The 14,150-nt window shown below is 64.8% G+C and carries 11 protein-coding genes and 1 pseudogene; 5 read left to right on the top strand and 7 right to left on the bottom strand.

The window, feature by feature from the left end; genetic code table 11:
• The first annotated feature begins 564 nt into the window (after positions 1-564).
• The 4 genes and pseudogenes from AB0O52_RS23050 to AB0O52_RS23035 all read left to right on the top strand — a co-directional run bounded on the left by AB0O52_RS23050 (position 565) and on the right by AB0O52_RS23035 (position 4,406).
• The gene (locus tag AB0O52_RS23050) at positions 565-1,059 is read left to right on the top strand and encodes a hypothetical protein (RefSeq protein ID WP_364542885.1); all 495 of its coding nucleotides are present in this window, start codon (positions 565-567) and stop codon (positions 1,057-1,059) included.
• Positions 1,028-1,498 (top strand): annotated as a pseudogene (locus tag AB0O52_RS23045) (N-acetyltransferase); the annotation flags it as partial. The gene AB0O52_RS23050 and the pseudogene AB0O52_RS23045, both read left to right, overlap by 32 nt.
• Positions 1,499-1,552: 54 nt before the next feature.
• Complete coding sequence (locus tag AB0O52_RS23040) at positions 1,553-2,971, top strand: FAD-linked oxidase C-terminal domain-containing protein (RefSeq protein ID WP_364542888.1); 1,419 nt, start codon at positions 1,553-1,555, stop codon at positions 2,969-2,971.
• 133 nt (positions 2,972-3,104) lie between these two features.
• Positions 3,105-4,406: an MFS transporter gene (locus AB0O52_RS23035; protein ID WP_364542882.1), complete on the top strand. Its 1,302-nt coding sequence runs from the start codon at positions 3,105-3,107 to the stop codon at positions 4,404-4,406.
• A gap of 54 nt (positions 4,407-4,460) precedes the next feature.
• Here the strand turns inward: AB0O52_RS23035 and AB0O52_RS23030 are convergent, their stop codons facing one another.
• The 6 genes from AB0O52_RS23030 to AB0O52_RS23005 form a co-directional block, all read right to left on the bottom strand.
• A complete protein-coding gene (locus AB0O52_RS23030; RefSeq protein WP_364542879.1) occupies positions 4,461-5,687 on the bottom strand; it encodes an amidohydrolase family protein in 1,227 nt (408 codons plus the stop codon).
• A gap of 38 nt (positions 5,688-5,725) precedes the next feature.
• Positions 5,726-6,736, bottom strand: coding sequence for a dipeptide ABC transporter ATP-binding protein (locus AB0O52_RS23025; RefSeq protein WP_364542876.1), 1,011 nt, complete (start codon positions 6,734-6,736; stop codon positions 5,726-5,728).
• An 8-nt stretch (positions 6,737-6,744) separates the two neighbouring features.
• Positions 6,745-7,812 carry an ABC transporter ATP-binding protein gene (locus tag AB0O52_RS23020; protein ID WP_364542873.1) on the bottom strand — a complete coding sequence of 356 codons (1,068 nt, stop codon included), beginning with the start codon at positions 7,810-7,812 and terminating at the stop codon, positions 6,745-6,747.
• Positions 7,809-8,810, bottom strand: a complete 1,002-nt coding sequence (locus AB0O52_RS23015) for an ABC transporter permease (protein WP_364542870.1) — start codon at positions 8,808-8,810, stop codon at positions 7,809-7,811. The genes AB0O52_RS23020 and AB0O52_RS23015 overlap by 4 nt, the downstream gene beginning before the upstream one ends.
• A gap of 83 nt (positions 8,811-8,893) precedes the next feature.
• Positions 8,894-10,618, bottom strand: a complete 1,725-nt coding sequence (locus AB0O52_RS23010; protein ID WP_364542867.1) for an ABC transporter substrate-binding protein — start codon at positions 10,616-10,618, stop codon at positions 8,894-8,896.
• Positions 10,619-10,659: 41 nt separating this feature from the next.
• Positions 10,660-11,703: an ABC transporter permease gene (locus AB0O52_RS23005; protein ID WP_364542864.1), complete on the bottom strand. Its 1,044-nt coding sequence runs from the start codon at positions 11,701-11,703 to the stop codon at positions 10,660-10,662.
• 174 nt (positions 11,704-11,877) lie between these two features.
• On the opposite strand from AB0O52_RS23005, the gene AB0O52_RS23000 reads away from it, so the two are divergent.
• Positions 11,878-12,549 (top strand): GntR family transcriptional regulator, encoded by a 672-nt coding sequence (locus AB0O52_RS23000; RefSeq protein WP_364542861.1) that lies wholly within the window; start codon positions 11,878-11,880, stop codon positions 12,547-12,549.
• A gap of 9 nt (positions 12,550-12,558) precedes the next feature.
• On the opposite strand, the gene AB0O52_RS22995 is transcribed toward AB0O52_RS23000, so the two are convergent.
• A complete protein-coding gene (locus tag AB0O52_RS22995; RefSeq protein WP_364542859.1) occupies positions 12,559-13,968 on the bottom strand; it encodes a DUF4032 domain-containing protein in 1,410 nt (469 codons plus the stop codon).
• Positions 13,969-14,150: the final 182 nt, after the last annotated feature.

Genomic DNA, 14,150 nt, shown 5'->3' with positions numbered 1-14,150 from the left:
CAAAAGCTCTGGGACAAGCGAGACAAAGTCCACCAGGACTACTACGAACGACACCCGGGAAGGTTCCGCCAACGACCCAGCACACCGGCCCCCGCCCGATACGTCGGGATCAACCTGCCCGAGACCAAAACACCCCAAAAACTAGCCCAGTGACTCCACACAGCTTGACAATTTCCGCCCGGCTCACCTATGAGCCGGAAATCCCACACCCCGGCTCACATATCAACGGTTCCGGGCCAACGCCCGCTCACGTATGAGCCGGAAATCCCACACCCCGGCTCACATATCAACGGTTCCGGGCCAACCCCGGCTCACATATATGCCGGACCGGCCCCCGGGCCTCCGGCCGCCGCCCACCAGACGTGCGCGGGCGTCCGGCCAGGACCCGGCATAAGTGAGCGGGCGTCCCGCCGAAAGCCCGGCATATGTGAGCCGGCGTCCCGCCGAAACCCGGTATATGTGAGCGGGCGTCCGGCCAGCACCCGGTATATGTGAGCCGGCGTTTGCGGGGGAGCGGGTCGGGTCCGGAGTCGGGCGCTTCGCCGGGCGGTAAAGTTGGTGCACATGGAGAGCCTCTTTAGTCACCTCGCGCCGGACTCCGAACCACAGCCTGAGCAATCCGGTGAGCTGGACCCCGTGGTGTGCACCGTCGTCGTGCCTTCTCCGGTGGCGCATGCCTTCATGGGCTTTACCGATCACCCGCATCTCTGGTGGCCGATGGAGGACCATAGCGTCTACGGGGCAGGCTCGCACGTTGAGTTCGAGGAGAATTTGATCCTGGAGACTGCTGACGACGGACGTACCTCGATATGGGGCACGATCGACGACTGGCAGCCGCCGCTGTCCTTCCATGCGAGCTGGTATCCGGGGAGCACCGCGATGTGGTCCACCGAGCTTCGCGTTGCATTCCGTGCGGTTGACGGAGGTACGGAGGTCCGCCTGGTGCACGACGGCTGGGAAGGCGCCGAACACCCCGCGCAAACCCGTGCGGACTACGCGGCTGACTGGCCCGGAGTTCTCGAGCGCTATGTCCGATTCATGGGCGGCGGAAGTGAATAGAATCCGTCGTCTCCAAGCAGCCGACTGGCGGTTGCTTCGCGACGTCCGGTTGGAAATGCTGTCGGACACCCCGATGGCCTACGTGGAGAGCCTGGCGGCTGCTCGGCGTCAGACCGACACTCAATGGCAAGAGCGGGCAGCCACGATGTCGGGCGACTCGAGCGTCACCCTCGTGGCGGATGACGGTGTGGACGGCAGCCGGATCAATGGCCTCATGCGCGTGGTCATCAAGCAGCCACAGGACCCTTCCGGGGCGCTGCAAGCCATGCTGATCAGCGTCTACGTCGCACCTGAACACCGTGGCCTCGGACTGGCTGACCAGTTGCTTGATGAAGCTTGCGCCGTAGCAGGCGCCGAGCTTGGAGCCGGCGTGATCGAACTGGGTGTCCACGAGGATAACGCGCGCGCCAGGGCGTTCTACGAGCGGCACGGATTTGAATACACCGGCGCGAGCCGGCCGTATCCGCAGGACAAAGCCAGGATGGAAATTGTCATGGCCCGCCGGATTCAGCCCTCCGGGCCGATCCGCCAAAGCACAAGCCCTGGCGCGTTCGTCGATGAGCTGGGGGCCGCCCTCACTCCGGGGCAAGTCGCCGTCGACGAACACACGCGAACGGGATATGCGGCAGACCTGGGACCAGTCCTGGACTTGCAGCTGCCTCTTGCAGTGGTGTTCGCCGAATCCGTTGAAGACGTGCAGCACGTCGTGCGCAGTTGCGCCAAGCACGGGGTTCCGATTGTCGCCCGCGGCGCCGGCACCGGAGTTTCCGGCGGCGCCCATGCCAGCCAGGGGTGCATCGTGCTCAGCCTGGAACGCATGAACCGCATCCTGGAGCTCAACGCGGACGATGAGACCGCCGTCGTCGAACCTGGCGTGGTGAACGCTGACCTGAACGCCGCCGCTGCTGAGTACGGCCTGATGTACGCGCCGGACCCCGCGAGCTACAAAATGTCGACGATCGGCGGCAATGTGGCCACGAACGCCGGCGGCTTGCGCTGCGCCAAATACGGCGTGACCAGGGACTCGGTGCTGGCGCTCGACGTCGTCCTGGCCGATGGCTCGCTCATCCACACAGGACACCAGACGTTCAAAGGCGTGGCCGGATACGATCTCACGGCATTGTTTGTGGGCTCCGAGGGCACCCTGGGCATCGTGGTGGGCGTGACGGTGCGCCTGCGCTACCTGCCCCGCGAGGTACGGACAATGGCGGCGTTCTATCCGGACTTCCGCAGTGCGGCTGCAGGGGTTCTTGCGGTCGGAAAGGCGCGCGTTCAGCCCGCCATCATGGAAATGCTCGACGCCGGTACGCTGGCCCAGCTCGACGAACTGTACGGTTCGGACCTCGGAGAACGGGGGCAGGCGCTGCTGCTGATCCAGACCGACGGTTTCGGAGCTGCGGCGGAGGCGTCGCTGGTGCGGGAAGTGCTCGCGGCCGGGGGCGCGACGGTGACGGCGGAATCGAATGCGGAAGCCGAGCGCCTCATTGACATGCGGCGCTCGAGTCGGGGCGATGAGGTGGACAACGAATACCGGGTAGGCGAGGACGTCGCGGTTCCGAGGTCGCGGCTTGTCGACTACGTGGCCGCGCTCGAGGCCATGGCCGTAACCCACGATGTCCGGCTCAAGGTGGTGGCCCATGCCGGGGACGGCAACCTGCACCCCACCTTCTGGGTGGACCGTGTGGACAGGGAAGTGGACGCCGATGCCATGTCCCGCCTCAACAAGGCCCTGGACGACTCCATCGATGCCGCGCTGGAGATGGGCGGAACCATCACGGGCGAGCACGGGGTGGGGCAGTACAAGCTGCGCTGGCTCGGCCTCGAGCAGCCCGGGCCCGTCCGCGAGTTGCAGCACCGCATCAAGGAGCTTTTCGATCCAGTCGGAATCTTCAACCCTGGCAAGGCTATCTAGCCAGTTGGTATTCCAAATCTGATTACCAAGATCTCGCGTCACACCCGGCTGACATTTTTACGCCAGTTTACTTTGATTCCCAATGCCCCTAATCTTATTTGGTATACCAAAAGAGATTCCAGGGAGACACTCAATGGGACAAGCACACCCGCCGCGCAGCGGTACTTCCGCGAGCACGGCTCGAAAGACCGCCTTGGTACTTGTTGCACTGGCGCTTGTCTCGATCAACCTTCGTCCGGCCATTACGACGATCGCCGGCACCATGGGGCAGCTGCAGGCAGGATTCGGGCTCGACGCGCATCTGCTGCCGTTGCTTGGCGCCTTGCCTGTGCTTGCTTTCGGGGTCTCGGCTCCGTGCGGTCCATGGCTGGCCCGTCGCCTGGGCACCGGCAGTGCCGTGGCGGCGGCGCTCCTGGTACTTGCCGCGGCGCTGCTTGTCCGCGTACTCGTGCCCGGACTGTTGCTGCCCGGAACGTTCCTCGCAGGAGCATCCATCATGACCGCCAGCGTTCTTGTGCCGCAGATCGTCAAGGCCAACCGCGGTTCCGGGTGGTGGACGGGGCTGTGCACCATGGGCTTCGGGATGGGCGCGGCGCTTGGCGCAGGACTCGTCCAGCCGCTGCAGGAAGCGCTCGGTGGAAGCCTCGCCGGGGCACTGGCCGTCTGGGCCGTTCCCGCCTTGCTGGGGGCCGCGTTGATCCACCGCGCGGGTCACGCAGCCGGACGCCGGGACGGGACCGGCGGAGCGGCGTCGGGCGCTGGCCTACAGGAGACGACGACGGCGGGCGGCGCTACGAGCGAACGCGCCACCATTCCGCTGCGGAAGCAGCGGACGGCCTGGGCCGTGACCGCTTTCTTCGGGCTGCAAGCCATGCTGTATTTCGCCGTGACCTCGTGGCTCGCGGTGTTCCTGGTGTCGAAGGGCCAGACCGCGGCCGACGCAGCAGGGCTCCTGGCCTGGTTCAGCGTCGCAGGGCTGCCCGCGAGCCTGCTGGCCCCCGTTCTCGCGGGGCGTCGCCCGGTCCTGAAGGTTATGGCGCCGGGCCTGGGACTGCTCGTCGCTGCGGCTTTGATAGGAGTCCTGACGGCGCCCGTAGCTTTGCAATTCCTCATGGTGGGACTCTTGGGGATCGTCCAAAGCGCCGGGTTCGGGCTGGGAATGGCGTTGGTAGTCATCCGCTCGGCAGGGCCAGAGAGCGCCGGCAGCCTGTCCGCCATGAGCCAGGGCTTGGGCTTCGCATTGGCCTCCCTGGGGCCTCTGGGCGCGGGATTCCTGCATGAGTGGTCCGGCGGCTGGGACGCTTCCTTTTGGGCCTTGGCGGCGGAAGCGGTGCTGCTCGCAGTTGCCGGTTTCCTCGCGGTGCGCGGGCGCGCGGTGTCAGTGGCAGCCGCCAAGGCGGAGCACCTTGGCGAGCTCGCCGCCGTCGGGCACTAGCCACTGAGGGCCGGGCGCAAACCAAACCACGCTCTGGCCTCCCACCCGGCGGAATCAGATGAGCTCGAGCTGCTCTGCCACGACCTTGCCGCGGTGGATCACGGTGCGGTCGGTGCCGCGGTCCATGACGGCGGAGGCGACGGTTTCGCCGTCGAGCAGCAGGAGTTCGGCGGGATCGCCGACCTCGACGCCCGGGCGGTGTGCCGTGCCCTTCAGCCGGGTGGCGGACGGGTCAAGGATGCTGGCGCCGCCTACGGTGGCGATCGCTAGGCAGTGCTCGATGAGCTCGTCCTTGCGGAAGCCGTGGGTGAAAGCGAGCTGCCAGGTGCGGTCGAGCATGTCCGTGTTGCCGTACGGGGACCAGTAGTCGCGCTGGCCGTCCTCGCCCAAGCCCATCCGGACGCCGGCTTCGGCGAGCAGCGGAATGGGCAGCTGGCCTGCCACGCCGGCGGAGCCCGGCGCCACGGACGCCATGGAGATGTCCAGCTCGGCGAACTCGTCGATGAGGCGGCGCGTGGTGGCCTCGGAGACGCTGCCCAGCTGGTAGGCATGGGACATGGTGACCTTGCCCTGCATGCCCAGGGCTCGGGTGCGCTCGATCACCAGGTCAGTGCTGAAGACACCGAGCTCGCCGGGCTCGTGGAGGTGGATATCAATGGGGACCTGGTATTTTTCGGCCAGTCCGAAGACGATGTCCAGATGCCGGGCGGGGTCGCGGTCGAGGCTGCACGGATCGATGCCTCCCATGACATTGGCGCCGGCTTTGAGTGCCTGGTCCATGAGGGGTACGGTGCCGTCCTCAAGGAGAAGCCCGGCCTGCGGGAACGCGATGATGTCGACGTCGGCCTGGCCCTTGAACTGCTCCTTGGCGGCCATCACGGCATCGAAACGCTCGAGGCGGCAATCGACGTCGATCTGGGCGTAGGAGCGGACGCGCGTGGTTCCGCGCGCGATCATCCGGCCGAGGGTGTTGTTGACCCGTTCCTGCAGCGGAACCTCGGCGTTGCGCCAGTTCTGCCGATCGTTCATCATCATGGTCCACACGCCCGGACCGCCTGTGTGTTGGCGGAACGGCAAGCCGATGCGGGTGGAGTCCAAGTGCACATGGACGTCCGAGAACGACGGCACGAGAAGGCGGCCACGGCCCTCGACGACGGTTGTGTCGCCTGGGACGGCCCGCGCCCCAGCGTGGGGTTCGACGCCGGTGATCTTGCCGTCCGTGATCAGGACATCGCTCAATGCTTGTCCCCAGGGGCGGACGGCGCGAATCAGGGTGTTCAATGTGTTGCTCCTTCGATGTTGGATCTATTGCACACCAGCTATGGCTGCGGATTCCAGACCTGCGTGATGGCAGGCTGGGGGCAGAAGAGCTGGCTGGTAGGGGGATTTCGCTGATGCAGCGTTGCTGCTGGCGGGCTGCCCGGGGATCCGAACAGCGGACACCGGGTGCGGAAGACGCAACCGCTGGGAGGGTTTGCCGGCGAGGGTAGATCTCCCCGGAGCCGGATCTTTTGCTGCTGGCGGGCAGCCCGGGGATCGGGCAAGGGCACCGCGGACAAGAGCGCTTGCGTGTAGGGATGCCGGGGATCACGGAACAATTCCTCCTTGGGCCCTTGTTCCACGATCTTGCCGAGGTACATCACCGCCACCTCATGCGAGATATGGCGGACCACGGAAAGATCGTGCGCGATGAAGATGTAGGCCACGCCGGTGTCCCGCTGGATCTCCTGCAGCAAGTTGACCACTTGCGCCTGTACCGAGACATCGAGGGCGGATACGGGTTCGTCGCACACGATCACGGACGGGTTCAGCGAGATGGCCCGCGCGATTCCAACCCGCTGGCGCTGGCCGCCGGAGAACTCGTGCGGGAAACGGTTGTAGTGCTCGGCCTTGAGGCCAACTTGTTCGAGGAGTTCCTTGACCCGGTTCTTGAGGCCGCCGGCCGGGTTGATCTTTTGTGCCAGCATCGGCGCCGCGATGGCCGTGCCTACCGATTGCCGTGGATTGAGGGAGGCGAAGGGGTCCTGGAAGATCATCTGGACTTTGCGGCGGAAGTTGTACAGATCGCGGCCGCCCAGCTGACCGATGTCCGCGCCGTCGATCAGGATCCTCCCGCCCGTGGGATCCATGAGCCGGGCGACCATGCGTCCGGTGGTCGACTTTCCGCAGCCGGACTCACCCACGAGCCCCAACGTCTGGCCGCGGGCGAGACTGAATGAGACGCCGTCGACCGCTTTGACAGTCTTGGATCCTGTGGGCGGGAAGAGTCCGCTTTTGATGGGGAAGTGCTTCTGGAGGTTCTCCACCTGGAGAATTGCTTGCGTGTCCATGGCGGGTCCTAACGCGTATTCCGAATGGTGACGATCTGGGGGCCGCTCAGGTGGCAGCGCTTGCCGTGGCCGTCCTCGACCACGAGCTCCGGCCGCCTGCCCGCGCACACGCCGTCGCCGGCGAGGGCTGCGTATTCGCACCGGGCGCTGAAAATGCAGCCTTTCGGGAGGTCAAGGAGCGACGGCGGCTGGCCGGGAATGGGGTTGAGCCTGCCCGAGGAACTGCTCAGCGTTGGCATCGATTTGAGCAGGCCCAGGGTGTATGGATGCTGTGTGTCGTAGAAGATCCGGTCCACGGGACCCGATTCGACGCATTGGCCGCCGTACATGACCAGCACGGAATCGCAGACTTCGGCCACCACGCCAAGATCGTGGGTGATGAGGATGAGGGCCGAGTTCGTTTCTTCCTGGAGCTCGGACATGAGGTCGAGGATCTGTGCCTGCACGGTGACGTCCAGGGCGGTGGTGGGTTCGTCCGCGATGAGCAGTTCCGGTTCGCAGATCAAGGCCATGGCGATCATGGCGCGTTGGCGCATGCCCCCGGAGAAATGGTGCGGGTATTCGTCGTAGCGCTGCCCGGGGCTGGGAATGCCCACCCTTCCGAGCATGTCGACGGCGGCTGTGCGGGCTTGCTTCTTGCTTGCCTTGTTGTGGACGAGGTAGGCCTCGGCGATCTGATGGCCCACGGTGTAGAAGGGATGCAGGGCCGAGAGCGGATCCTGGAAGATCATGCCGATGTTCCGGCCGCGAAGCTGCCGCATGCCGGATTCGGGCAGTGTCACAAGGTCCTTGCCCTGGAAGAACGCCTGGCCGGTGACGCGGGCGGAGGTTCCCTTGAGCAGTCCCATGAGCGCCTGGCTGGTGACCGACTTGCCGGACCCGGATTCCCCGACGATGCCGAGGGTCTGACCGCGTTCCAAGGAGAAATCCATCCCGTTGACGGCCGAGACAAGGCCGTCGTCGGTGGGGAACTTCACCGACAGGTTGCGGACGTCCAGGAAGGCGGCGGTCCCCGGGGCGGGGTCCGCAGCTCGGGTGGCCGGCTGACCCGCCGGACTGGGTTGGAGCTGGGTCATTGGAGCCTCACTCGGGGATCGATGGCAGCGTAGGCGAGGTCGACAACGACGTTCGCGACGATGACGAAGAAGGCCGCCAGCATGGTGATGGCCATGGTGACGGGGAGGTCGCCGGAAATGGCAGCCCGGACGGCTGTGAAACCGAGTCCCGGGACGGAGAAGATCTGCTCGGTGAGGACGGCGCCGCCGAGGAGGAGCCCGATGTCCATGCCAAGCATGGTCACGACAGGAGTGATGCCGGCCCTGACGCCGTGCTTGAACGTCACGGTCCGGGGCGCCAGGCCCTTGGCGCGGGCCGTACGGATGAAGTCCTCGCTGAAGGTCTCGATCATGTTGGTCCGGGTGACCCGGATGTACGCCGCGCTGAAAAGCACCGCGAGGGCAACCCAGGGCAGGAAGTAGTTGAGCACCCAGGCCCCCGGGCCGTGCGGACCGAAGGGGCTGTTGATCTCGTTCGTCGTGAAGGGCAGGAGGTGCAACTGGTTGACGAAAACCAGCAACAGGAACAAGCCGGTGACGGGGATAGGCAGCGAGACACCAACGGACGCTGCGCCGACGATGAACTTGTCCGTGGCGGTTCCCTTGCGAAGGGCGGCCAGCAAACCGAGCCCGACGCCGGAAACGGTCCAGAGCACGAGCGCGCCGACCGCCATGGAGAGCGTGTAGGGCAAGGAACGGGCGATGATGTCCGAGACGTTTTCATTGGTTTGGAACGATTTGCCGAGGCATGGCCACTGGCAGATCGACTCGGCTCCGGGAGCACCGATCATCCGCGGCGAGACCAGACCGCGCATGTAGTCGATGTACTGGATCAGGAAAGGATGGTCCATGCCGAGGGCCACGCGGGCTTCCGCGATGCGTTCGGGAGTGCACTCCTGGCCGCAAGCGGCCGACGCGGGATCGGCAGGTCCAAGCTGGAAAAGCGTGAAGGTGATGAAGCTGACGGCTACGAGAAGCAGGATCAGGGAACCTGCCCGGCGAAAGATGAATCTGATCATTGTGCTGGTTGCGGGCCGCCCGGCAGTAGCCGGGCGGCCCGCCTCCCTTCTGGGCTGAACCTGGTTGTGTGTATTAGGCCTGGTTAGTGCTCGACGCCGACGATCGAAAGGTCGATGCCGCCGAAGAAGTAGCCCACTTGGGCATTGCGGATGTTGGAGCCCACCACGCTGTTGGTGTGGCTGCGGACGAGCGGGATGATCGGGTAGGTCTTCAGGGCGTTGCCGAACTCCTCAGACCACTTCTTGCCGAGTTCTTCCGAAGTCCCGGCCGTGTTCCGAAGCTCGAACATGGCCTTCGAAATCTGCGGATCGAAGTAGCGCGAAGTGTTGGAGAAGCCGTAGCTGGTGCCGTCGTTATTGGGTCCGAGGATGGGATCGGCTGACGTACGCACCGACGCGGGGTCGGCGCCGCCGCACCAGCCCGAACGCGCAATGTCCGGCAGCTGGTCACTGGCCAGGACGGAGTAGTAGTTCGGGGCCGGGATCGGCACGAGCTGGACGTCGATGCCCAAGGCCTTGAGGTTCTGCTGGATTACGGTGCCTGTGTTCTTGTAGGCGTCGCGGTTGTTGGCATACCCGTAGCTAAGGTTCTTGGGGTAGTTCTTGCCTTCGAGGAGCTTCTTTGCTTCCTCCGGCTTGGGCTTGCCGGTGGGGTCGATCTCGAGGTCCTGGGCTACGTAGCCGCGCATCTTGGTGTTGAGCGGGGTCTGGGTGAGTTCACCGAAGCGGCGTCCGCCGTACTGGACCAGGATGGACTGACGGTCCAGGGCGAGGGCAATCGCCTTGCGGACATCGGGATCGGAGATCTTCTCGGTGTTGAGGCTGAGGACGTCGTTGCAGCCGAGCAGTCCCGAGGCAACACGGTCTTTGACCTGGGCATCAGCCAGCTTGGCTGAATCCGAGGTCTGAAGTGCACCGTTGGAGTCCAAGGTGAGGGCATTGGGGTCGGAATTGGCCAGGAGCTGCTGGCTGATGGTGGCCTGCGAAGTGGAGAGCGAGAAACTGAACGTGTCCGGAAGCGCCGAGCGGTTGGGGTCGGTGGCCGGATCCCAGTTCGGGTTGCGCACCAGTTTGAGCGACTTTCCGCGGCTGTACGACTCAACCATGTAGGGGCCCGACGACACCGGGTGGTTGGTGTAGTCCAGCTTGGTGTCCTTGTCCTTCGGGACCGGCGAGGTGTTGGAACGGGAGGCCAAAGCCGGGAACTCGGCGAACGGCTTCTTCAAATGGAACACGATGGTGCGTTCGTCGGGCGTTTCAACGGCCTTGAGGTCGGCGGAAGGATCCTTGTACGGCCCCTTGTAGCCGCCGGCGTCGAGCGCTGCGTTGAGCTCCTGCGGGGCCTGGGTGTAAACGTCTTGGGCGAACGTGCGTTCGATGCCGTACTTGACGTCGGCGGAGGTGATGGGGCGGCCGTCTTCGAACTTGACGCCGCTCTGGAGGGTGAACGTCCAGGTGAGTCCGTCTTTGGACACCTGGCCCGTGTCCGTGGCGAGGTCCGGAACGATGGTGGGCGGCTGGCCGGCCGTCTCCTTCGCCATGGTCAGGTTCCTGTAGTACAGCTGGCCGACGTTGGCCGTCTGGACGTAGTTGCTGTTGCCCGGGTCCAGGGTTTGGAAGTCCGACGACATCAGGACGTTGATGTTGCCGCCCTTGGCGGTGAAGCCGGGCTTGACCACTTCGGGAGCCTGCTCCGTGCCCGAAGCGCCGGTGGCGGCAGTTCCGGCCTGGTTCTGTCCCGCCGCGCAGCCTGTGGCGGCAGTTGCGATCAGCACGGCAAGGGCCAGCGCTCTGGTGGGGGTTTTCATTGTGCTCCTCATAGGGGTGGGTGGAACGGGTATGAAGGGGATTAGTGGCGCGATGCCTTGGGGTCCAGGGCATCGCGCACGGCGTCGCCGAGCAGGTTGAACGCGAGGACTGTGACGATGAGCATGGCGCCGGGGACTGCAAGGAACCAGGGATCGCTGAGGTACCAGTTGCCGGATTGAGCGGCGTTGAGCATCTGGCCCCACGACGGCGTGGGATCCTTGACGCCGACGCCGAGGAAGGACAACGCGGCTTCTGCGGAAATGTTCGTGGGGATGAGCATGGTGGCGTAGACCAGCACGACGCCCATGACGTTGGGAATGATCTGCCGGAACAGCACGCTCAAGTGCGAGGCGCCGAAGGACCGCGCAGCCTCGACGAACTCGCGCTCGCGGAGGCTCAGCACCTGGCCCCGGACGATGCGGGCGAGGTATGCCCAGCCGAAGAAGCCCAGGATGATCACGAGCGAAGCCATGGGGAGGAAGCTGCCTTGGCCCAGCGGGGTATCCCGCAGCCGCGACTGAAGGATGGGTGTCAGCGAAAGGACCAGCAAGAGGTGCGGGAAGGCGAGGAAGAGATCCATGATGCGGCTGATGATGGCGTCCGTTTTGCCACCGAAGTAGCCCGCGGCTGCACCGATCACGGTTCCCAGGACAACCGAGACCGCGGTGGACAACAAGGCAATGGTGAGGGATACCTGGCCACCGTAGGCGAGGCGCGCGAACAGGTCGCGGCCCAGGCCGGGTTCCACGCCCAGCCAATGGCTTGCCGAGGGGTACATGTATCCCGGGAGCGGCAAACCGGGAGTCTGGAGGTCGTCCAGGACCTCGGGGCTCGTGTTGGACGTGAAGGGATCGTTGCCGGACATGGCACTGAGCAGGGGGCCGAGGATAGCGAACAAGATGATGGCCACCACCACGCAGAGGCTCAACAAGGCAATCTTGCTCCGGCGGATCCTCAACCAGGCCGTGGCCAGGAGGGACCGCGCCACGGCGGTGGGTCTATTAGCGGACGTGCTGGGTGATGGACTCGCAGCCGTAGCTTCGACGGTGGACTGTAGCTGGGTCAACGGGGGTGCTCGATTCATGATCCAAGGAGTAAGCTCCGGACGTTTTGTATACCAAAAATAGAGTAGAGCACGTTCGATGGGATGTAAATCACAAATATTGCGCTATCTGGAATACCAAACAGCTATGTTTCCGCCCCGTGTATGCTCGGGTGGACCGCAAGACGATGGGGAAGGGAAGGGTGGCCGAAGCCGATGCCCGAAACGCTGACTGGCCGCGACGACGAAGCCCGGGCCGAACAGGTCTACCAGCTGGTTCTTGAAGGAATCGTGGCGGGGAGATACGAGCAGGGCGTGCGGCTGCGTGAGCGGGAGCTCTCCGAGCTTTACAACGTTTCACGAATCCCTGTGCGGGAAGCCATCCAACGCCTTGAGCAGGATGGTTTCGTGGAGACCTTCCCCCGCCGGGGCGCCGTGGTGCGCCAATTGACGCTCACCGACGTCAATGAACTCTTCGACGTGCGGCTCTGCCTGGAAACGTTCGCGGCCCGTATGGCGGCCGTCCGCGTCGCGGCGGGCGAACCGGGTGGCCGCTTGCAGGAACTCCTCGACGACACGAGGCAAGCGATCGACGACGACCGGACCGACGACGTCGTACGCCTCAGTGCGGCGTTCCACGCCGAAATCGTCCGGCTGTCCGGCAACCGGCTGCTCATCGAATCGGTCAAACCGCTGTTTGGGCGTATGCGCTGGATCTTCGGGCTCGCCCACAACCGCAGCAACGAACTCCAGCGCGACGAGCACATGGAACTGTGCAACGCCATCCTCGGCGGCAAGGCCGATCTCGCCTACACGCTGGCGTACTCCCACATCGAGCTCGGGCGCGAACCGGTGCTTAAGGGACTCGCGGAGACGCTGGGGCCCTGAACCCCCTCGCTAGTCGTCCGCATCCGGGTATTCGTCCTGGTCGTACCGCGACTCCTCGGTTTCAACTTCAAGGATCTTGAGCAGCGCCGTGTCCGGATTGAGCATGATGGCAGCCTCGTCACGCCGGTGGCGCAGGATGGTATCCAAGTAGGACTGCACGGCTTCCGCCAAGGGGATGTGGCTGTCCTGCTTCTGGCTCATGTACCAGCGGTGTTCGAGCACTTCGTGGACCACTTCCGCCGGCTCAAGCTTGCCCGCTAGATCGCGCGGGATGGACCGGACGATGGGCTCGAAGATCTGGCTGACCCAGGTGTGGGCACTGATTTCTTCGTCCATGTCCGGGTTGTTGTCCGCCCGGAATGAATCCATGTCATTGAGCAACCGGCGGGCCTGGTTCTCCTGGGCATCCAGGCCAGTGAGGCGGAGCAGCCGCCGCTGGTGGTGGCCGGCGTCGACGACCTTGGGCTGAAGCTGGATGGTGGAGCCGTCCGGGGTGGTCTTGATGGCGTATTCCTCGACGTCGAAGCCGAGTTCGTTGAGGCGGCGGATGCGCGCTCCCACGCGCCAGCGTTCGCCGAGCTCGAACGATTCCTTTTCGGTGAGTTCGGCCCAAAGACGGCGGTACGAGTCCATGATGAGCTCCGACGTTGCCACAGGGTCCACCTTCTCCTCGATGAGGCCGCCTTCGAGCAGGTCCATGAGTTCCCCGGCGATGTTGACGCGGGCGATCTCGAGGTCGTACTCGCGCTGGCCCACCGACAGGTCGGGATACAGTTCGCCGGTTTCGGCGTCCACGAGGTACGCGGCGAAGGCGCCTGCGTCGCGGCGGAACAAGGTGTTGGACAAGGAGACGTCGCCCCAATAGAAACCGATCAGGTGCAGGCGCACCAGAAGCAGCGCCTGGGCATCGATGAGCCTTGTCAGGGTGTCCCGGCGCAGCATCTGGGAGAAGAGCGCCCGGTACGGCATGGAGAACTTGAGGTGCCGGGTGACCAGCACGGGGTTCAGCGGCTTGCCGTCAGGGGTGGTACGGCCGGTGATGACCGCAACCGGCTCGACGCAAGGCACATCCATCCGTGCCAGCTTGCGGAGCATGTGGTATTCGTGCCGGGCAACGTGTTCGGACGTTTCCTTGATGGCGATGACGGAGCCGGCGAGGTGCGCGAAACGCACAATGTGCCGGGAAATACCGCGGGGCAGGGCGGCAAGGTTCGCGGCTGGCCAGTCTTCGAGCGCGATGTGCCACGGCAGGTCCAGGAGTTCGGGATCTGCCGCCGCGGCGGTGATGTTGAGGGATCCGCTGACGCTTGCCGGCGGTGCCGTGTCATTGGCGCTGGCAGCCTCGGTGCGCGGGAGTTTGCCGATCTGCGCGTAGTCGGTGGGTTCGTCATGCCACTTGGCACCGCTTTGCTCGGTCATGGGGTCAATTCTTCCGTATGGAGGCCGTTGTTAACGACGACGGCGGCCCGTCCACTCGGAAGGGCCGCCGTCGGTAATGCGGTGGTGCCTAGGAGACTGCTGAACTAATTGCTTTGAGGGGCTGGTCCGGGGCGTTCATGTGTTCCGGGCCAGCCCTTTGTCATTTGTCTGGGTTTTCGGGA

Source organism: Arthrobacter sp. NPDC080073 (assembly GCF_040686575.1).
Taxonomy (GTDB): Bacteria; Actinomycetota; Actinomycetes; order Actinomycetales; family Micrococcaceae; genus Arthrobacter.
This window is presented reverse-complemented; position numbering and strand designations above follow the sequence as displayed.

Excerpts from the sequence above, each read along its gene's own strand:
- AB0O52_RS23050 (WP_364542885.1), top strand. The coding sequence starts at position 565 with ATGGAGAGCCTCTTTAGTCACCTCGCGCCGGACTCCGAACCACAGCCT.
- AB0O52_RS23040 (WP_364542888.1), top strand. The coding sequence starts at position 1,553 with ATGGCCCGCCGGATTCAGCCCTCCGGGCCGATCCGCCAAAGCACAAGC.
- AB0O52_RS23035 (WP_364542882.1), top strand. The coding sequence starts at position 3,105 with ATGGGACAAGCACACCCGCCGCGCAGCGGTACTTCCGCGAGCACGGCT.
- AB0O52_RS23025 (WP_364542876.1), bottom strand. The coding sequence starts at position 6,736 with ATGGACACGCAAGCAATTCTCCAGGTGGAGAACCTCCAGAAGCACTTC.
- AB0O52_RS23020 (WP_364542873.1), bottom strand. The coding sequence starts at position 7,812 with ATGACCCAGCTCCAACCCAGTCCGGCGGGTCAGCCGGCCACCCGAGCT.
- AB0O52_RS23015 (WP_364542870.1), bottom strand. The coding sequence starts at position 8,810 with ATGATCAGATTCATCTTTCGCCGGGCAGGTTCCCTGATCCTGCTTCTC.
- AB0O52_RS23010 (WP_364542867.1), bottom strand. The coding sequence starts at position 10,618 with ATGAAAACCCCCACCAGAGCGCTGGCCCTTGCCGTGCTGATCGCAACT.
- AB0O52_RS23005 (WP_364542864.1), bottom strand. The coding sequence starts at position 11,703 with ATGAATCGAGCACCCCCGTTGACCCAGCTACAGTCCACCGTCGAAGCT.
- AB0O52_RS23000 (WP_364542861.1), top strand. The coding sequence starts at position 11,878 with ATGCCCGAAACGCTGACTGGCCGCGACGACGAAGCCCGGGCCGAACAG.
- AB0O52_RS22995 (WP_364542859.1), bottom strand. The coding sequence starts at position 13,968 with ATGACCGAGCAAAGCGGTGCCAAGTGGCATGACGAACCCACCGACTAC.